Genomic DNA, 17,433 nt, shown 5'->3' with positions numbered 1-17,433 from the left:
AGGCGCCGCGACCCGCTCAGGCGTGTCCGGCTGACTGGCTGAGGCGCAACGGGTCCACGCCGATGGATGCAAGCACGCGGTCATAGGTGCTCTCCAGATCGCCATCAAACAGCAGATCCGGGGTTGCGGGGCAGGCAAGCCAGCCGTTTTCCGCAATCTCTGCCTCTAGCTGACCTCCAGCCCAGCCGGAATAGCCGAGCGCCATGAGCGCCTGGCGCGGTCCATGCCCGGTCGAAATGGCTTTCAGGATGTCGATCGTCGCCGTCAGGCACACATTGTCGGAGACCGGCATGGATGATTCGACCTGATAGTCGCCGCTATGCAGGACAAAACCGCGCCCCTTGTCTACCGGGCCGCCATTGCGGACAGCCATATTGCGCGCGGCGACAGGCAGGCGGATGGATTCCTCGTCGTCCAAGATGCCGAGTTCCAGAAGCACGTCCTGAAAGCCCACGTCCTTGGAGCGGTTGATGACGATGCCCATGGCTCCGTCACTGCCGTGCGCGCAGACATAGATCACCGTGCGCTCGAAGCGCTCGTCCTGCATGCCCGGCATGGCGACCAGGAAATGGTTCTGCAACGATCCGCCAAGGGTGGCGGTGGGAGTTCCGACATCGAGTTTCATGGTACCAAGATTACATCATAAGTCACTGTAACGAAACCTTTCCGGGCATTGGCTTGTTCCCATGATGCTCCTGCCGGATCACATGAAAATGAACATGCGACAGCATGCTTCAGTTGCGTGAAGGCTTTCGGACAGCCACAGTCGCGGCCATGAAGAAGACCTTACTGCTTGCAACCATCGCAACCCTCCTTCCCTCCCTTGGACTTGCCTCATCCAGCGCCTGGATCGAAAGCACGGGTGGCGCGGTTCGGCTCGTCACCAGCGGTCTGCCGGATGAGGATGGCGTCTTGCGTGGCGCGCTTGAAATACGCCTCGAGCCCGGATGGAAAACCTACTGGAAGGAGCCGGGCGGCAGCGGGATACCGCCTCAAATCGAATTTGCTCCCGGTTCCCTCGTTCAGGGCCACGAGATCCACTTTCCGCCGCCGGTCCGGGTGGATGAGGACTATGGAAGCTGGGCTGGCTACAAGACGAGCGTGGCGCTTCCGCTGGAGATCAGATTTGCAGGTCCTTCTCCAGAAAAGCTTGAGGGAACGTTCTTTCTTGGCATTTGCGAGAGTGTCTGCATCCCCTTCCAGGGAGAGTTCACCTTCGATCCGGGAGCCGATCCGGACAATTTCGCGCATCGTGTAAGTGTCGAAGGCGCATTTGCCAAATTGGCACCGGAACCGAGCGAAGGCTTTCAGGCCATTTCCGCGCAGCTAGAGGGCAAGGTGCTGCGTGTGGCGGTGGAGGTCCCTCCGGAGATCGAAGAGCCTCAGCTTTTCGTGGCCGTGGAAAACGCGCCTGTCAGCCTGCCCCAGCTTCAGGAGCAGAGAGACAGTGAAACAATCTTCTCTGCACAATTGTCGCGCTTGCCGGAACCGCCACCCTCCTCAATCTATTACACGCTTTCAGGCGATGGCCGCTCCGTTAGCGGTCATCTGGCACTTGAAGAGTAGCGCCTGCAGGCACCATCTGTGGTGAGCAATTCTACCCCAACCGCATCAGGAGATCATGAATGACGATTTCAGTAGGCGAGCGCCTGCCGGAAGGCAGCCTGAAAAAGGCGACACCGGAAGGTGCTGAAGATGTGCAGGTGAAAGATTTCTTTGCCGGTCGCAAAGTGGTTCTGTTCGGTGTGCCCGGCGCCTTTACCCCGACCTGCAGCAGCAACCACCTGCCTGGCTTCGTCGAGAATAACGACACGATCCGCGAGCGCGGCGTTGACGAAATTGCCGTCCTGTCCGTCAATGACCATCACGTGATGGGTGCCTGGGCGCGCTTCACGGGCGCGGAAGACCACATCACCTTTCTTGCAGATGGCAATGGCGAGTACATCAAGAAGCTCGGGCTGGAAGCCGACCTTTCGGTTGCGGGTCTCGGCGTGCGCTCCAGCCGCTTCTCCATGGTTGTCGAAGACGGCGTGGTGAAGAAGCTGAATGTCGAGGACAGCCCCGGCAAGGCCGAAAAGAGTGGCGCTGCGAAGATTCTCGAACAGATCTGAGTTCTTGAACTCTCAACTTATTGAAGCCGCGTTCTCAGGAGCGCGGCTTTTGCATATGCGCAATTGCGGGCCTGAAGCTGCGCGCCGCCACATCGATCAGGATCAGGCCGATCGGCACGATATAGGCAAGATGAAAGCGCGTTTCGTGCATGGGCATCACGAAGAACTTCGCCGCGATGGTGGCAACCAGTGCGGCCAGCAGCAAGCGCTCGCGCCCCATGAAGAGGGTGCCATGCAAGCGCAGTACCCAGAGCGCGAAGAGTTCAACGAGCAGGATCGCCGCCCAGGTTTCTTCCACCAGCGACCGCACGACCACCTGTATGATGACGCGCAGATAGGCAATTACGGAGAAGGCAGGCGAGAAGCCTTCAAGCGTTTCCACATATTCGATATGCGTGAACCAGATCTGCACCCACCAGCCGGGATGGTCGGTCGCGCCGGTCAGCAGGAAATAGCTGGCAAAGGCGATAAGAGCGGCGGCCGCAACCCACAGGCCTTCCCGCTTCACAAAGACTGTCATGGTGGCCAGAACCGCCAGAAATGCCAGATGGTCTGGACGGGTAAAGAACGCAAGGAGCAGGCATAGGGCGGCGAGCAGATCGGCCCGGCGCAGGAAAGCCAGACAGGCCGCAAGGACGAAAACCGAAGCCATAAGGTCGGGCACGGCGAAACGCGCGGTCGGTGCGATGGCTGCAAGGATCAGAAGGGCCAGAATGAGCGGTGCCAGTTTGAGGTTCTGGCGCTGCCACGCCCAGAAGATGACGAGCAATCCGTACAGCGCCGCAGAGGCTGTTGAGATCAGGCGCAGCGCGTCGACCGGGTGCATCAGACCCGACAGCAGCGTCGCCAGTTCCACATAGAGAAGCTTCACACGGTAGAAGCCGAGCATCGTGGCGAAGGCTGCAGGATCGGCATATTGGCGGATGCGGTAGTCACGGTCTTGCGTCAGGACGAGGAAATCACCCTCTTCCACCCGCTCGGCTACGGCCTGATAGGCGGCCTGATGCAGCATCTGGATGTCGGAGAACCGCCCCTCCAGCGCGGTCGCGACATAGGCAAACATGTCCCAGTTGGCGATTGGTACAAACCACGCGACAGCCGTCGCTGCCAGCGTGAAAAAGCCAAGCAGCAATGCGCCGGCAAGGGCGCCGTAAGACGACAGCAGATCTTCGGTCGATTGGATTGAAGTGCGCCACAGCCCACGCATTCACCTAACCCTCCCCCACTCGGATGAGTGGGAGAATAGAGAATTCCGGCAAAAGGAAAACAACAACCAAAATTGTGGTTAAATCAGATCTGCCCGTTCTTGAAAGGTGCCATTCCGGCCCGTGCCAACTCGTCGGCACGTTCGTTTTCGGGATGGCCGGCATGACCTTTCACCCAGTGCCAATGCACCTTGTGGCGGCGGCGTGCCTCATCCAGCGCCTGCCACAGCTCGGCATTCTTTACCGGCTTTTTGGCAGCGGTCTTCCAACCATTGCGCTTCCAGCCCTCGATCCAGCCGGAAATACCGTCGCGCACATAGACGCTGTCGGTGTAGAAATCGACCTCGCATGGCTCTTTCAGTGCATTGAGCGCTTCAAGGGCTGCGGTGAGCTCCATGCGGTTGTTGGTGGTCTCAGCCTCTCCGCCGGAAAGCTCCTTCTCTTTGCCCTTGTAACGCAGGAGAGCCCCCCAGCCGCCGGGGCCGGGATTGCCCGAACAGGCGCCGTCGGTGAACACTTCAATCTTCTTCACGCGGTCTCGAGTCCGTATTCACTGGGTGAGGCAATCTGGCGGTGGAAGCGCAGGCGGCGGATATATTCCATCGGATCGCGCTTCTTGATGAGCGGCCCGTCCGGCAGCACCAGCCAGTCATGCAGGCGGGTGAGCATGAAGCGCATGGCAGAGCCACGTGCCAGAACGGGCAGCGCTTCAATCTCGGCACGCTCCAGCGGACGCACCGACTGGTAGCCCGCCAGGAAAGCCGTGCCCTTGGTCAGGTTGTAGGACAGGTCCTTCTCGAAGCACCAGGCATTGAGGCAGGTCGCAATGTCGTAGGCCAGTTGATCATGGCAGGCGAAATAGAAGTCGATCAGGCCCGAGACCTCGTCTCCAAGGAAGAAGACATTGTCGGGGAAGAGATCGGCGTGGACTATGCCTTCGGGCAAGTCGCGCGGCCAGTTTTCCAGAAGCTCTTGAAGATCCTGCTCCACTTCGGCTGCAAGGCCCGGTTCGACCGTATCGGCCTGCGGCTTGGCCTTTTCCCAGAGCGGTCGCCAATCTGCGGGTGCCAACGCATTGGCGCGGCTTTGAGGGAAGTCGAGCGCGGCCAGATGCAGCCTGGCGAGCGCTTCACCCACGGCGCGGCAATGGCGCGGGGACGGGCGGCGCAACCACATGCCTTCCAGAAAGGTGATGAGCGCTGCCGGACGCCCTGCAACGCGACCGATCATGGAGCCATCGCGGCGCTGGACGGGCAATGGGCAGGTCACGCCCTTCTCCGCCAGATGCTGCATCAATCCCAGGAAAAAAGGCAGATCGCTCTCTTCCACACGACGCTCATAAAGCGTCAGAATGAAGGAGGCTTTGGAGGTGTGCAGAAGATAATTGGTGTTCTCCGTGCCTTCCGCGATGCCCTTGTAGGAGAGAAGCTCCCCCACATCATAACCGGCGATGAACTCGGCCAGTTCTTCTTCCGCAATGTCGGTATAGACGGCCATGATCAGCGACTGCCATTGACGAAGGCCATGTCGGCGCGGGTGAGTTCGACATCGCGGATCGCGCGCATGACGGGGAAGTTTTCGGTCTCTTCCGCCGTGATCGCCAGTTCGACCTTCACGTCGAAGCGCTCCTTGAAGGAGGCAATGATCTCGTCAACGATGATTTCCGGCGCGGATGCGCCTGCCGACAGGCCAAGCACCGAAATATCGCCGACATCCTCCCACGGAATCTCGCTGGCCCGCTGGACCAGAAGCGCACGCGCGGCCCCTGCCCGCTCTGCCACTTCCACCAGGCGGCGGGAATTGGAGGAGTTGGGTGCGCCAACAACGAGGAACAGGTCCGAACCGGGAGCCGCGGCCTTTACCGCATCCTGCCGGTTGGTGGTGGCGTAGCAGATGGATTCGGCTGCCGGTGCGTGAAGCTTCTCTCCAAAGCGGTCTTCAAGCGCACGGATGATGCCTGCCGTGTCTTCCACGGACAAGGTCGTCTGCGTCACATAGCCAAGTTCGACATCGGTGGGAGGCGTGAAGCGCTGCGCCTCTTCCACCGTTTCAACCAGGCTGACATCACCTTCTGCAAGCTGCCCCATCGTGCCGATGACTTCCGGGTGGCCCGCATGGCCGATCAGCAGCACATGACGGCCCAGGCGCTGATGGCGCATGGCCTGCTTGTGAACCTTGGAAACCAGCGGACAGGTGGCGTCGAGATAGAACAGGTTTCGCTCGCGCGCGTCCGCAGGCACCGATTTCGGCACGCCGTGGGCTGAGAAAACGACTGGCGCATCCTTGTGATCTTCGGGGATCTCGTGAAGCTCTTCGATAAAGACTGCACCACGCTCCTGCAGGCCTTCGACCACATAGCGATTGTGCACGATCTCATGGCGGACATAGACAGGCGCGCCGTATTTCTTCAGCGCCAAAACGACGATCTGAATGGCGCGATCGACACCGGCGCAAAAGCCGCGCGGGCCGCATAGCCGGATGGTCAGAGGTTTCTTCTCGAATTCGGCCAACAGTGCCGCTCCTGCAAAATCTTCAAGTCCGGTGGCATGTAAGCCGGTGTCGGCTCATTCGCCAGTTTCCTCGTCGCGCCTCAAGAACCACACAAGAAGCACGCCGACAAGGGCCAGTGCCAGGCCATACCAGGTGATGGCGTATTGGAGATGGCTGTTGGGCAGGTCGATGCGCGTCACGCCACCGACCGGCAGCCCACCCTCGTTCTCCTGCGGACCGGCATCCACATAATATTCGCGCACCTGCTCGGCCGAAAGACCGGCGGAGCTGGCCATGGCATCGATGTCCTTCCAGTAGAAGATGTTCTTCTGCGGGTCATTGTCGGGCACGATGAAGGAAGGTTTTTCCTCGGATGCAGTGCGTGCAAGCCCCTCCACCATCACCTTGTCGGCAGGTTGGCCGGCCTCGCGCGTGGCGGGTTCCTTGCGGTCATAGGGCACGAAGCCGCGATTGACGAAGATATAGTCACCGGCGTCCAGCGCCATCGGCGTATGGACCTGGAAACCCGATTCGCCTTTCCATGTCGCAAGGTAATGCCGCTCGCGCGAATGGTCGTAGCGGCCGGAAAATTTGACCGGACGGTAATCAATGTCACCGCCATTGCGGTAGAGATCGTCGATGGCTTCCAGCGGCTGCGGTTCGGCATTGATGCGCGCTTCGATGCGGGCGATCAGCGCCTCCTTCCACTGAAGGCGCTTGACCTGCCAGCTGCCCAGCATCAGCAGGACAATAAGCGCTGGCAGAGCCAGCGACAGCAGGATCACATTGGCACGTCTGGAGGCACTCATTTATTCGCGGTTCTCCAGCCGCCCTTCGGCGGCCTTGTTGGCATATTGGTAGGTGATCAGCAGCCCCTTGATGAGCCGCAGCGCGGCGAGGGCTAGGATGATGGTCAGCGGCACCCACAATACCAGATGCAGCCAGAGCGGCGCATTGGTGGTGACCTCCATCCACAGAGCAAGGCCCACCACGATGAAACCGGTGATGAGAATGACGAATGCCGCCGGTCCGTCGCCGGAATCGGCAAAGTCGTAGTTCAGGCCGCAATGGTCGCAGTTCGAGCGCAGTGTCAGAAAACCAGTGAACAGTTGTCCATCGCCGCAGCGCGGGCATTTGCCTCTCAAACCGGCGGCTGCCGGCGAAATGCGCGATGCATCGGTCCTGTCTGTCACCTGAGAAGCCCCTTCAACCTGTCGCAGTGTCGGTGGTGAAACAAAATTGGGGCGGCTTTTTGCAAAGCCGCCCCGATCCTTGTGGACTGTGTCGCCTCTTAGTGAGCGGCGATGGTCGCACCTGCCGATGTCCACACATAGACAAAGGCGAAGAGGAAGAGCCACACCACGTCGACGAAGTGCCAGTACCAGGCGGCAGCCTCGAAGCCGAAATGCTGCTGCGGCGTGAAGTGACCGGCCATGGCACGCAGCAGGCAGACGAACAGGAAGACCGTTCCGACAATGACGTGGAAGCCATGGAAGCCCGTCGCCATGAAGAAGGTCGCGCCGTAGATGGAATCCTTGAAGGCAAACGGAGCGTGGACATACTCGTAGAACTGCACATAGGAGAACAGAACGCCGAGTGCCACGGTAATGGCCAGACCGGCCTTCAGTCCCTTGCGGTCATTTTCCAGGAGCGCGTGATGCGCCCAGGTGACCGTCGTGCCCGAAAGAAGCAGGATGATCGTGTTGTAGAGCGGCAGGTGGAACGGGTCGATAACCTCGATGCCTGCGGGCGGCCATTCACCGCCGGTGAACTGCGTGCGCGCGACCTGGGCAGCCTCTCCGGGGAAGAGACTTGCATCGAAGAAGGCCCAGAACCAGGCCACGAAGAACATCAGCTCGGAAGCGATGAACATGATCATGCCGTAGCGCAGATGCAGCGACACAACGCGGGTATGATGCCCCTCATGGGCTTCCTTCACCGTGTCGGCCCACCAGGCAAACATGGTGTAGAGCACGATCAGCAAACCGGCTGCAAAGATCCAGAAATTGGTCGCGGCAAAATCCACGCCGAAGAGCTCGAAGGTCTGCCCTGCAGCGGAACGCATCCAGGCGATACCGCCAAAGGCCATTACCAATGCGCCCATGGAAGCGAGGAACGGCCAAGGGCTCGGATCAATGATGTGATAGTCGTGGTGTTTAGCTTCGGCGCCAGCCATATTATCCCCCGATCTTCTGGTTCGTTGCTTTTTCAGACAGCGGCGCCTGGGCCGTGCTCTGATTCAGCGGATAAAAGGTATAGGAAAGCGTGATCGTCTTCAGATCTTTCAGTTCCGGGACATTCACGATTTCCGGGTCTACAAAGAACAGCACCGGCATCTCGTAGGATTGGCCGGGCTGCAAGGTCTGTTCGGTGAAGCAGAAGCACTCCACCTTGTTGAAATACGCTCCTGCCAGTGCAGGTGACACGTTGAACGTCGCCGTACCGGCGGTTTCCGTACCCGCAAGGTTCTTCGCCATATAGGCAACCTGCAGGGTCTCACCGATCTTCATCTCCACCGAGCGCTGCATGGGCTTGAAGTCCCATGGCAGACCACCATTGGTGTTGGCGTCGAACCGCACCGTAACTGTCCTGTCGAGGATGGTGTCAGAATATTGTTCGGCGCGCTGCGTGGTGCCGCCATATCCGGTGACCTGGCAGAAGAGCTGGTAGAGGGGCACGGCCGCATAGGACAGACCCACCATGCCGACAAACACACCCGCACAGGCCACAGCAACATTGCGGTTGCGGCGGAAGCGTTCCTGGTCTGCTTTTGTCTTATCAGCGCTCATCGCGAACCTCACAAGGGCCTTTCGAAAAGGGCCGGGCCAAGCTTGGCCAGACTGCCGAGATATACGAGCAGAACAAATGCAGCCAATGCCAGCGCAATTGCGATACTGCGGCGGCGGCGTGCCCGCAACTGCTTTTCGGTCGGTGTTACGCGGTCTTCCTCAGCCATTCTCTCAGCCCCAGATCTTCAGGACGAAACTGTCGACGAGGAGGACGGCGAAGACGGCAAAAAGATAGAGCAGCGAGAAGCCAAAGAGCTGCTTCTCAGCCGTCAGCTTCTTGTCGCGACCCGCGTTTTGCCAGACCTTCCATGCATACCAGATGAAGCAGATGCCAAGGGCCGCGGAGACCGCGCCGTAGAACAGGCTGGCAAAGCCCAGGATCGTCGGCAGCACACCACTTACTGCGACGAGCAGTGAATAGATAAAGATCTGCAGACGTGTATTGGCGTCACCGGCCACATTCGGCAGCATGGGCACGCCTGCGCGCTCGTAGTCGCCGCGCTTGAAGAGTGCCAGCGCCCAGAAATGCGGGGGCGTCCAGAGGAAGATGATTGCGAACAGGACGATCGGTTCGATCGTGACGGTGTTGGTCACAGCCGCCCAGCCGACGACGGGCGGCAGCGCACCTGCCGCACCACCGATCACGATGTTTTGCGGCGTCGAGCGCTTGAGCCACATCGTGTAGATGACAGCGTAAAAGAAGATGGTGAATGCGAGGAGAGCGGCAGACAGCAGATTTGCTAGAAGCGCCAGCGTCAGCACGGACAGAACGGAAAGAACGAGACCGAAAGCGAGCGCCTCACGCGGGGTAACGCGGCCCGATGGAACGGGGCGCTTGGCGGTGCGCGACATCACTGCGTCGATATCCGCGTCATACCACATGTTCAGCGCACCGGAGGCGCCGGCACCGACTGCGATGGCCAGAACCGCAATAACGGCCAGAAGAGGATGCGGCGTGACCGGAGCGACAGCCATGCCGACAAATGCAGTGAAGACCACGAGCGACATGACGCGCGGCTTCAAAAGCTCGAGGAAATCGCCCGGCATCGCCTCTGAAAGGCGGCTGGACGTATCCTCCATCAGCTCATGTTCAACCAAAGCCATGTGATCCTCTTGCGATATTCAGCACCGCCCGGCTTTCAAAGCCGGGCGGTGCGAAACTTATTGCTGCTTACTTGACCTTCGGCAGCTGTTCCCACTGGTGGAACGGCGGCGGCGACGAAAGCTGCCACTCGAGCGTTGTAGCGCCCTCACCCCACGGATTGTCGCCCGCCACACGCTTCTTCGAGAAGGCCTCGAAGACGCTGTAGAGGAAGACCAGCACACCGATGGCGGCGATATAGGAGCCGTATGACGAAATCTTGTTCCAGCCAGCAAAGGCATCCGGGTAGTCGATATAGCGGCGCGGCATGCCGGCCAGACCCAGGAAGTGCTGCGGGAAGAAGATGATGTTCACGCCGATAAAGGTGATCCAGAAATGCACCCGGGCGAGGAACGAGTTGTACATGTAGCCGGACATCTTCGGGAACCAGTAGTACCAGGCCGCGAAGATGGCGAAGACCGCACCCATGGACAGCACGTAGTGGAAGTGCGCCACAACGTAGTAGGTGTCATGCATCGCACGGTCGAGACCGGCATTTGCGAGCTGAACACCCGTCACGCCACCGACCGTGAAGAGGAAGATGAAGGCGATTGCCCAAAGCATCGGAACACGGAAGGTGATGGAGCCGCCCCACATGGTGGCGATCCAGGAAAAGATCTTCACGCCGGTCGGCACTGCAATCACCATCGTCGCGAAGACGAAGTAGCGCTGCGTGTCGAGCGAAAGACCCGTGGTGTACATGTGGTGCGCCCACACGACGAAGCCGACGGCACCGATGGCGACCATGGCATAGGCCATGCCGAGGTAACCGAAGATCGGCTTGCGCGAGAAGGTCGACACGATGTGGCTGATGATGCCGAAGCCCGGCAGGATCAGAATGTAAACTTCCGGGTGGCCGAAGAACCAGAACAGGTGCTGGAACAGGATCGGGTCACCACCGGCTTCCGGTGCGAAGAAGGCCGTGCCGAAATTGCGGTCCGTCAGGAGCATGGTGATGGCACCAGCCAGAACCGGCAGCGACAGGAGCAGCAGGAAGGCCGTGATCAGCACCGACCAGGCGAAGAGCGGCATCTTGTGCAGCGTCATGCCCGGGGCGCGCATGTTGAAGATCGTGGTGATGAAGTTGATGGCACCGAGAATCGAGGATGCACCGGCGATGTGAAGGCCGAGAATCACGAAATCCATCGCTGGACCAGGCTGACCGGAGGTCGAGAGCGGAGGATAGATCGTCCAGCCACCACCTGCGCCGAAGCCTCCCGAAGGACCGGGAACGAACATGGACATCATCACGAGGATGAATGCCGGCGGCAGGAGCCAGAAGGAGATGTTGTTCATGCGCGGGAACGCCATGTCAGGCGCACCGATCATGATCGGGATCATCCAGTTGGCAAATCCACCGATCAGCGCAGGCATGACCATGAAGAAGATCATGATGAGCGCGTGCGCGGTGGTGAACACATTATACATGTGCTTGCCGGCATCGACGGCAGAAGCGCCTTCATAGCCGTAAACCATGGAAGCCAGACCGTGGAAGATCTGGATGCCCGGCTCGGCCAGTTCCCAGCGCATGAATACGGAAAGAGCACCACCGATCACACCCGCCATGATGGCGAAGATGAGATAAAGCGTGCCGATATCCTTGTGATTGGTGGAATAGACCCAGCGCACCCAGCCTTTCGGCTTGTGGTCGTGGTGGGTGTCGTGCGTTGTCGCAGCGCCTGCCATTTCCTTATCGCTCCAATTCTGAAAGGTCCGCAACCGCCTGCTTATTCAGCGGCGGAAGCGACCTTCTCCTCGTCCTTGTCATTCTCGATCGCTGCCATCAGCGCGCGGTTGGCGCCTTCAAGATCGTCAGCCGCGGCATCAAGCCACTGGCTGTACTGATCGCGGGACACCACGCGGATAGCGATCGGCATATAGGCATGGTCCTTGCCGCAAAGCTCGGAGCACTGGCCGTAATAGAGGCCTTCACGCTCGGCCTTGAACCAGGTCTCGTTGATGCGACCGGGAACAGCGTCGACCTTCAGACCGAAGGCGGGCATGGCAAATGCGTGGATCACGTCGCTGGCGGTAATAAGAAGACGCACAGTGGTATCAACCGGCACCACGACTTCGTTGTCGACCGCAAGAAGACGCGGATAGGACGCAGTGTCTTCCTTGCCGGTTGCTTCGCGGTCATCCTCCTGCAGCATCAGCGAAGTGAAGGAAACCGAAGCGTCTTCCTCCTCTGCCTGATACTCGTAATCCCAGTACCACTGGACGCCCGTGGCCTTGATGGTGATCTCCGGCTCTTCTTCAGGCGTATACTGCGCGGTGAGAAGCTGGAAGGACGGGATGGCCAGGAACAGAAGAACCAGAACCGGACCAAGGGTCCAGATGACCTCGATCAGCGTGTTATGGCTGGTGCGCGAAGGCTCAGGATTGGCGCTCGCGCGATAGCGCACGATCACCCAGGCCAGGAGAGCCATGACCAGAATGGTGATCGGAACAATGAACCAAAGCGTATAGGCCTCAAACCACTGGATCTGTTCCATGATCGCAGTCGCGGCCGGCTGGAAGCGGTACTGCCAGTCTTCCGGCTGGGCAGCCAGAGCGGTTCCCGTCGCGCCCAATGTCAGCGCGGAAAGCCAAAGGCTTGCAACAAATTTCCTCATCACCCTCGTCATCTCCTGATCGATGCGCCGGCTCTTGGCCGCCTTCTCCGGCCATGCCGGAATGGCAGCAGAAGCCACATCGAGACTTCTGGCATTATGATAGGCGCGTTCAAATCATACTCTCATTTGAACCGCAAGGAAGGCGTGCACGCTGGCATGCGGCATTTTTGCCCTATTTCACAAAATCCGCCATTTTCGCGCCCTGTCAGCAACACATTTCCCGAACAATCACGCGCGATAACCCTCCTTCGCAATAAAGTCGCATTCGACCATGATTGTGCCGGGGTTCTGTTACAACTGACACGGCCCCTTTCAGCATTGCGGGCCGCATTATAAATTACCCTGATTCGCCGAGGGAAGAGGTCAAGCTTCATGAAACTTGCTGCACGAGCCGCTGCGGTTATCGCCACGCTGGCGCTGGGCATTCCAGCTGCGACGGCACAGAATGCGGGCAATGGGACCGTACGCTCGACCCATGGAGCATGGTCCATCATTTGCGACACGCCAGCCGGCGCATCTAGCGAGCAATGCGCGATGATGCAGAATGTGGTCGCCGAAGACCGGCCCGAGGTTGGACTTTCGGTGGTGGTGCTGCGCACTGCCGACGACAAGGCCGAAATCCTTCGCGTTCTGGCGCCGCTCGGCGTCCTGCTTCCCAACGGGCTTGGGCTGCATGTGGATGGCGAGGATATGGGCCGAGCCTATTTCGTACGCTGTTTCCAGGACGGCTGTTACGCGGAAGTGATTCTGGAAGAGCCGCTGATCGAAACGCTGCGCAACGGCACCGCGGCCACCTTCATCGTTTTCCAGACGCCCGAGGAAGGCATCGGCATTCCCGTTGACCTCAAGGGCTTTGGCGAAGGCTTCGACGCGCTCGACTAGAGCCTCTCCTCCTTGTGCGACGGTGCTGCGTCCGCTTTCCTCTGGAAGCGGGCGGACTTCCACCTTAAATGTGGTCGAAGTGAACCAAGCAGCGCCGGAGATTTCATGCCCCGCAGATTGATCGAAGCCTTCGACTGTTCGCCCGAGAAGCTGAAAAGCATCGTGTCCAACACGATTTCAGGCGCGGATGATGGCGAACTCTTCCTCGAATATCGCGAGGGCGAGGCGCTGATGTTCGACAATGGCCGGCTGAAGACGGCGAGCTTCAACACGGATCAGGGTTTTGGCCTGCGCGCGGTTGCCGGCGAGACTTCGGGCTATGCCCATTCGAGCGACATGTCCGAAGCGGCGCTCATGCGCGCTTCCGAGGCGGTTTCAGCCGTCAAGCGCGGCTATTCCGGCACGCTGGCCGATGCGCCCCAACGCACCAACACCAAGCTTTATGGCGATGCGAATCCCATCGAGGCACCGGGCTTCGAGCAGAAGGCGCGGCTTCTTGAAGAAATAGATGCGTGGGTGCGCGCCAGGGATCCGCGCGTGCGCCAGGTCACGGCTTCGCTTGCCGCCTCCTGGCAGCATGTGGAGATCATGCGTGCCGATGGCGAGATGGTGCAGGACATTCGTCCTCTCGTGCGCTTCAACGTTTCCGTGGTTGTCGGCGATGGCGACCGGCAGGAAACCGGGTCCTACGGTGCGGGTGGGCGCACGAGCTTTGGCGAGTTCATCGCGCAGGACAATTGGCAGTTTGCTGCCAGCGAGGCGTTGCGTCAGGCGCTGGTCAATCTGGACGCGAAACCCGCGCCTGCAGGCACTTTCGACATCGTTCTGGCCAATGGCTGGCCGGGTGTCATGCTTCACGAGGCTGTTGGCCACGGGCTTGAAGGCGACTTCAACCGCAAGAAGACTTCCGCCTTTGCGGGCCTTATGGGACAGCAGGTGGCAGCAAAGGGCGTGACGGTCGTCGATGACGGCACGATTGCCGAGCGCCGCGGCTCGCTGACCATCGATGACGAGGGCACGCCGTCTGCCTATAATGTGCTGATCGAGGACGGGAAGCTGGTCGGCTACATGCAGGACCGGCAGAATGCGCGCCTGATGGGCATGAAGCCGACCGGCAATGGCCGGCGCGAGTCCTACGCCCATGAACCCATGCCGCGCATGACCAACACCTATATGACGGGCGGCGACAAGACCCCTGAAGAGATCATCGCTTCGGTGAAGAACGGTATTTATGCCGTTTCCTTCGGTGGCGGTCAGGTGGACATCACCTCCGGCAAGTTCGTCTTTGGCTGCACGGAAGCCTACATGATCGAAGACGGCAAGGTGTCCTACCCCATCAAGGGCGCAATGCTGATCGGCAATGGACCGGATGCCATGCACCGCGTCTCCATGGTCGGCAATGATCCCAAGCTCGACACCGGTATCGGCATGTGCGGCAAGGCTGGACAGGGCGTGCCGGTGGGCGTCGGACAGCCGCATCTGCGCATGGACCGCATGACAGTTGGTGGCACGCAGGCCTGATGCGCCCCGAACGGATCGTCATACTGACCGGTGCCGGCATCTCGGCCGAATCGGGCGTCGACACCTTCCGCGACAAGGATGGCATCTGGTCGAAATACGACTATCGCGATGTCGCCACGCCTGAAGGTTTCGACGCCGACCCCGAGCTTGTGCACGATTTCTACAATGCGCGGCGCGCCGGTCTGGCCAAGGTGAAGCCGAACGCCGCGCATAAGGCGCTCGCCCGCCTTGAAGAAGCCTATGGCGAACGGCTTGTGCTGGTCACGCAGAATATCGACGATCTGCACGAGCGCGGCGGCAGCCGGAATGTCATCCACATGCATGGCGAGCTGAAGCGCGCCCTTTGCAGCCATTGCGGCCAACGTCATGACTGGGAGGGCGACATGTCAACCGCCACGCCCTGCCCCAGTTGCCATCTGAAAGGCTCGATGCGCCCGGATGTCGTCTGGTTCGGCGAGATGCCCTATCACATGGAGCGCATCTACGACGCCTTGCGCGACTGCGACCTTTTTCTCTCCATCGGCACCAGCGGCAATGTCTATCCGGCCGCGCAATTCGTGCAGGAAGCAGCACGTGCTGGCGCTCATACGGTGGAGCTCAATCTTGAGCCGTCGCAAAGCATGCGCCAATTCGGCGAGCTGATCCATGGACCAGCGACAAAGGTCGTGCCGCGCTATGTGGATGGACTACTGAGGCGCTAGGGCTATCGCTCCAGCAGCGCCACAACCTCTACATGGGGCGACCACAGGAACTGGTCGAGCGGCACCACCCGCGTGATGCGATAGCCGCCTTCCACAAGCACCGCCAGATCACGGGCAAGCGTGCCGGGGTTGCAGGAGACCGCTGCGATGCGTTTCACCTTCGCCCGCGCAAGCTGTCGGCACTGATCTTCCGCTCCGGCGCGCGGCGGATCGAAGACGACGCCGTCGAACTGGTCGAGTTCCTTTGCCAGAAGCGGGCGGTGGAAAAGGTCCCGCTTCTCGACGGTGACCGGCTTCAAGCTCGGCGTCTGCCGTGCAGCAGCATCGAGTGCGGCAAGCGAGGCAGCGTCGCCTTCAACCGCGTGCACGCGTCGATTTTCGGCAAGCCGCAACGCAAAAGTGCCGAGGCCGGAGAAGAGATCTGCGGCATGTTTGGACCTTTCCAGATGCCCGCAGACGAGTTCAGCCATCACCTGCTCGATCTCGGCAACGGCCTGGGTGAAGCCAGCAGGCGGAACGATTACAGCGGCCTTGCCCACCGCAAGCACAGGCTTCTGACGTTCGACAAGCGCCTCGCCATCCAGCACGAGACGGGCAAAGCGTTGCTCGACACTGAATGTCAGCGCCTTCTGGCGAGCCCTCTCGGCGACCTTGCCTGCACCATCCACGGCAATGTCCAGCCCGGTCTGGGTAACCGTGACCGCGACGCGAAAGGGTTTGGGCGTGGCCGCCAGGATGGCGGCAAGCTCGCGCAGTTGCGGCAGAGCCGAGACAATTTCCGGTCGCGCGATGGGACACTCTTCCACATCAACGACATGGTGCGACTGGCGGGCGTTGTAACCAAGCAGCGTGCGGTTGCCGATCTTGCGAGCGGTCAGCGCCACGCGGCGGCGGGCATGGGCTGGGCAGGAAACGAGCGGCTCCACCTGCGCCTGCAAACCGCGGCTGCCCAGCGCCTGCACGACTTTCTGGCGCTTCCATTCCTCGTAAGGGGAGCGCTCCAGATGCTGGATCACGCAGCCACCGCAGTCATGAAAATGCTTGCAGGGAGGTGTCACGCGTTGGGGCGCTTGCGTTACGACCGACACGGCGCGTGCCCTGCCCTTCACGATCTCGGCTTCCACCTCTTCGCCGGGCAATGCCTGCGGCACGAAGACCGGTCCGGATGGGGTATTGGCGATACCGTCGCCCTGGGCGCCGAGGCTTTCAATGGTCAGTCTTGTCATTGGTCCTTGCACCCACTCAGCAAAAATTCGCGGTTGCCATCACCGCCCTCGATGGGTGACGGAACAAGGCCGGTTGCGCGCCAGCCCGGCTGTTGATCGAGCCATAGCCTCAAATCGTCGGCGACACGGACCCCGTCTTCGCGGTCACGCAGGATGCCGCCCTTACCGATCTTTTCGCGTCCCACTTCGAATTGCGGTTTGACGAGCAGCAGGGCCTTCGCGCCGCGCTCGGCCAGCGCCAAGGCAGGCGGTAGCGCCAGTTTCAGCGAGATGAAGCTGACATCGGAAACGATGAGGTCAATCTTCAGATTGCCCAGGTGAGACCGCTCAAGTTCGCGCGCATTAAGCCCTTCGATGGAGGTCACGCGCCGATCCTCGCGCAGTGTTTCGGCAAGCTGATCGCGCCCTACATCGATGGCCAAAACATGGCGGGCACCGCGCTCAAGCAGGACCTGCGTAAAGCCGCCGGTGGATGCGCCTACATCAAGGGCCATGCAGCCGGCGGGATCGATTTCGAAAGCGTCGAGCCCGTGAAGCAGTTTGAGAGCAGCGCGCGAGACATAGCCTTGGGCGGGGTCAGCCACCGATACTGAGGCCGTTGCAGCCACCAATTGGCCTGCTTTCACGGCTGCCTCGCCTTCAACCAAAACCGTGCCGCGAAGCACCGCATCGCGGGCGCGGGCGCGGCTTGCAAAGAAGCCCCGCTCGACCAGCAACTGGTCAAGCCGCAGTCGTGCGGGCTCGTTCATGAC

20 protein-coding genes are annotated in these 17,433 nt (G+C 60.4%); 5 read left to right on the top strand and 15 right to left on the bottom strand.

Going from position 1 to position 17,433, the window contains the following annotated elements; translation table 11 throughout:
• Positions 1-16: 16 nt before the first annotated feature.
• Positions 17-625: a YqgE/AlgH family protein gene (locus WA367_RS15900; protein WP_336057751.1), complete on the bottom strand. Its 609-nt coding sequence runs from the start codon at positions 623-625 to the stop codon at positions 17-19.
• A 149-nt stretch (positions 626-774) separates the two neighbouring features.
• On the opposite strand from WA367_RS15900, the gene WA367_RS15895 reads away from it, so the two are divergent.
• A complete protein-coding gene (locus WA367_RS15895; RefSeq protein ID WP_336057750.1) occupies positions 775-1,566 on the top strand; it encodes a protein-disulfide reductase DsbD domain-containing protein in 792 nt (263 codons plus the stop codon).
• A gap of 59 nt (positions 1,567-1,625) precedes the next feature.
• Positions 1,626-2,111, top strand: coding sequence for a peroxiredoxin (locus WA367_RS15890; protein ID WP_336057749.1), 486 nt, complete (start codon positions 1,626-1,628; stop codon positions 2,109-2,111).
• A 34-nt stretch (positions 2,112-2,145) separates the two neighbouring features.
• On the opposite strand, the gene WA367_RS15885 is transcribed toward WA367_RS15890, so the two are convergent.
• From WA367_RS15885 to coxB, 12 genes are all read right to left on the bottom strand, one after another.
• Positions 2,146-3,318 carry a hypothetical protein gene (locus WA367_RS15885; protein ID WP_336057748.1) on the bottom strand — a complete coding sequence of 391 codons (1,173 nt, stop codon included), beginning with the start codon at positions 3,316-3,318 and terminating at the stop codon, positions 2,146-2,148.
• An 83-nt stretch (positions 3,319-3,401) separates the two neighbouring features.
• Positions 3,402-3,848 carry a ribonuclease HI gene (gene rnhA / locus WA367_RS15880; RefSeq protein WP_336057747.1) on the bottom strand — a complete coding sequence of 149 codons (447 nt, stop codon included), beginning with the start codon at positions 3,846-3,848 and terminating at the stop codon, positions 3,402-3,404.
• A complete protein-coding gene (locus WA367_RS15875; RefSeq protein ID WP_336057746.1) occupies positions 3,845-4,813 on the bottom strand; it encodes a homoserine kinase in 969 nt (322 codons plus the stop codon). The genes rnhA and WA367_RS15875 overlap by 4 nt, the downstream gene beginning before the upstream one ends.
• Before the next feature lie 2 nt (positions 4,814-4,815).
• Complete coding sequence (ispH, locus tag WA367_RS15870; protein ID WP_336057745.1) at positions 4,816-5,826, bottom strand: 4-hydroxy-3-methylbut-2-enyl diphosphate reductase; 1,011 nt, start codon at positions 5,824-5,826, stop codon at positions 4,816-4,818.
• A gap of 54 nt (positions 5,827-5,880) precedes the next feature.
• A complete protein-coding gene (locus tag WA367_RS15865) occupies positions 5,881-6,615 on the bottom strand; it encodes an SURF1 family protein (RefSeq protein WP_336057744.1) in 735 nt (244 codons plus the stop codon).
• A complete protein-coding gene (locus WA367_RS15860) occupies positions 6,616-6,999 on the bottom strand; it encodes a DUF983 domain-containing protein (protein ID WP_336057743.1) in 384 nt (127 codons plus the stop codon).
• Positions 7,000-7,097: 98 nt separating this feature from the next.
• Positions 7,098-7,982: a cytochrome c oxidase subunit 3 gene (locus WA367_RS15855; RefSeq protein WP_336057742.1), complete on the bottom strand. Its 885-nt coding sequence runs from the start codon at positions 7,980-7,982 to the stop codon at positions 7,098-7,100.
• 1 nt (position 7,983) lies between these two features.
• A complete protein-coding gene (locus WA367_RS15850) occupies positions 7,984-8,595 on the bottom strand; it encodes a cytochrome c oxidase assembly protein (protein WP_336057741.1) in 612 nt (203 codons plus the stop codon).
• 8 nt (positions 8,596-8,603) lie between these two features.
• Entirely contained in the window at positions 8,604-8,762 is a 159-nt protein-coding gene (locus WA367_RS15845) for a hypothetical protein (RefSeq protein ID WP_336057740.1), read from the bottom strand.
• Between the two features lie 4 nt (positions 8,763-8,766).
• Complete coding sequence (locus WA367_RS15840) at positions 8,767-9,699, bottom strand: heme o synthase (protein WP_336057739.1); 933 nt, start codon at positions 9,697-9,699, stop codon at positions 8,767-8,769.
• Between the two features lie 67 nt (positions 9,700-9,766).
• Positions 9,767-11,422, bottom strand: a complete 1,656-nt coding sequence (gene ctaD / locus WA367_RS15835) for a cytochrome c oxidase subunit I (RefSeq protein WP_036481966.1) — start codon at positions 11,420-11,422, stop codon at positions 9,767-9,769.
• A gap of 41 nt (positions 11,423-11,463) precedes the next feature.
• Positions 11,464-12,351, bottom strand: a complete 888-nt coding sequence (gene coxB, locus WA367_RS15830; protein WP_336057900.1) for a cytochrome c oxidase subunit II — start codon at positions 12,349-12,351, stop codon at positions 11,464-11,466.
• A gap of 372 nt (positions 12,352-12,723) precedes the next feature.
• Here coxB and WA367_RS15825 point away from each other — a divergent pair, with 372 nt between their 5' ends.
• The 3 genes from WA367_RS15825 to cobB all read left to right on the top strand — a co-directional run bounded on the left by WA367_RS15825 (position 12,724) and on the right by cobB (position 15,455).
• Positions 12,724-13,233 (top strand): invasion associated locus B family protein, encoded by a 510-nt coding sequence (locus tag WA367_RS15825; RefSeq protein ID WP_336057738.1) that lies wholly within the window; start codon positions 12,724-12,726, stop codon positions 13,231-13,233.
• 105 nt (positions 13,234-13,338) lie between these two features.
• Positions 13,339-14,754, top strand: coding sequence for a metalloprotease TldD (gene tldD / locus WA367_RS15820; RefSeq protein ID WP_336057737.1), 1,416 nt, complete (start codon positions 13,339-13,341; stop codon positions 14,752-14,754).
• On the top strand, positions 14,754-15,455 hold the full coding sequence (gene cobB, locus WA367_RS15815; RefSeq protein ID WP_336057736.1) for a Sir2 family NAD+-dependent deacetylase: 702 nt from the start codon (positions 14,754-14,756) through the stop codon (positions 15,453-15,455). Before tldD ends, cobB begins: the two co-directional genes overlap by 1 nt.
• Positions 15,456-15,457: 2 nt before the next feature.
• Here the strand turns inward: cobB and WA367_RS15810 are convergent, their stop codons facing one another.
• Both WA367_RS15810 and WA367_RS15805 read right to left on the bottom strand, forming a co-directional pair.
• Positions 15,458-16,681, bottom strand: a complete 1,224-nt coding sequence (locus tag WA367_RS15810) for a class I SAM-dependent RNA methyltransferase (protein WP_336057735.1) — start codon at positions 16,679-16,681, stop codon at positions 15,458-15,460.
• Positions 16,678-17,430, bottom strand: coding sequence for a TlyA family RNA methyltransferase (locus tag WA367_RS15805; protein ID WP_336057734.1), 753 nt, complete (start codon positions 17,428-17,430; stop codon positions 16,678-16,680). The genes WA367_RS15810 and WA367_RS15805 overlap by 4 nt, the downstream gene beginning before the upstream one ends.
• Between the last annotated feature and the right edge of the window lie 3 nt (positions 17,431-17,433).

It is taken from the genome of Nitratireductor sp. CH_MIT9313-5 (genome assembly GCF_037029545.1).
GTDB lineage: Bacteria > Pseudomonadota > Alphaproteobacteria > Rhizobiales > Rhizobiaceae > Chelativorans.
This window is presented reverse-complemented; position numbering and strand designations above follow the sequence as displayed.

Excerpts from the sequence above, each read along its gene's own strand:
- WA367_RS15840 (WP_336057739.1), bottom strand. The coding sequence starts at position 9,699 with ATGGCTTTGGTTGAACATGAGCTGATGGAGGATACGTCCAGCCGCCTT.
- WA367_RS15885 (WP_336057748.1), bottom strand. The coding sequence starts at position 3,318 with ATGCGTGGGCTGTGGCGCACTTCAATCCAATCGACCGAAGATCTGCTG.
- WA367_RS15865 (WP_336057744.1), bottom strand. The coding sequence starts at position 6,615 with ATGAGTGCCTCCAGACGTGCCAATGTGATCCTGCTGTCGCTGGCTCTG.
- WA367_RS15850 (WP_336057741.1), bottom strand. The coding sequence starts at position 8,595 with ATGAGCGCTGATAAGACAAAAGCAGACCAGGAACGCTTCCGCCGCAAC.
- WA367_RS15805 (WP_336057734.1), bottom strand. The coding sequence starts at position 17,430 with ATGAACGAGCCCGCACGACTGCGGCTTGACCAGTTGCTGGTCGAGCGG.
- WA367_RS15890 (WP_336057749.1), top strand. The coding sequence starts at position 1,626 with ATGACGATTTCAGTAGGCGAGCGCCTGCCGGAAGGCAGCCTGAAAAAG.
- ctaD (WP_036481966.1), bottom strand. The coding sequence starts at position 11,422 with ATGGCAGGCGCTGCGACAACGCACGACACCCACCACGACCACAAGCCG.
- WA367_RS15810 (WP_336057735.1), bottom strand. The coding sequence starts at position 16,681 with ATGACAAGACTGACCATTGAAAGCCTCGGCGCCCAGGGCGACGGTATC.
- WA367_RS15825 (WP_336057738.1), top strand. The coding sequence starts at position 12,724 with ATGAAACTTGCTGCACGAGCCGCTGCGGTTATCGCCACGCTGGCGCTG.
- coxB (WP_336057900.1), bottom strand. The coding sequence starts at position 12,351 with ATGAGGAAATTTGTTGCAAGCCTTTGGCTTTCCGCGCTGACATTGGGC.
- WA367_RS15875 (WP_336057746.1), bottom strand. The coding sequence starts at position 4,813 with ATGGCCGTCTATACCGACATTGCGGAAGAAGAACTGGCCGAGTTCATC.
- WA367_RS15855 (WP_336057742.1), bottom strand. The coding sequence starts at position 7,982 with ATGGCTGGCGCCGAAGCTAAACACCACGACTATCACATCATTGATCCG.
- WA367_RS15845 (WP_336057740.1), bottom strand. The coding sequence starts at position 8,762 with ATGGCTGAGGAAGACCGCGTAACACCGACCGAAAAGCAGTTGCGGGCA.
- WA367_RS15900 (WP_336057751.1), bottom strand. The coding sequence starts at position 625 with ATGAAACTCGATGTCGGAACTCCCACCGCCACCCTTGGCGGATCGTTG.
- cobB (WP_336057736.1), top strand. The coding sequence starts at position 14,754 with ATGCGCCCCGAACGGATCGTCATACTGACCGGTGCCGGCATCTCGGCC.
- tldD (WP_336057737.1), top strand. The coding sequence starts at position 13,339 with ATGCCCCGCAGATTGATCGAAGCCTTCGACTGTTCGCCCGAGAAGCTG.
- WA367_RS15895 (WP_336057750.1), top strand. The coding sequence starts at position 775 with ATGAAGAAGACCTTACTGCTTGCAACCATCGCAACCCTCCTTCCCTCC.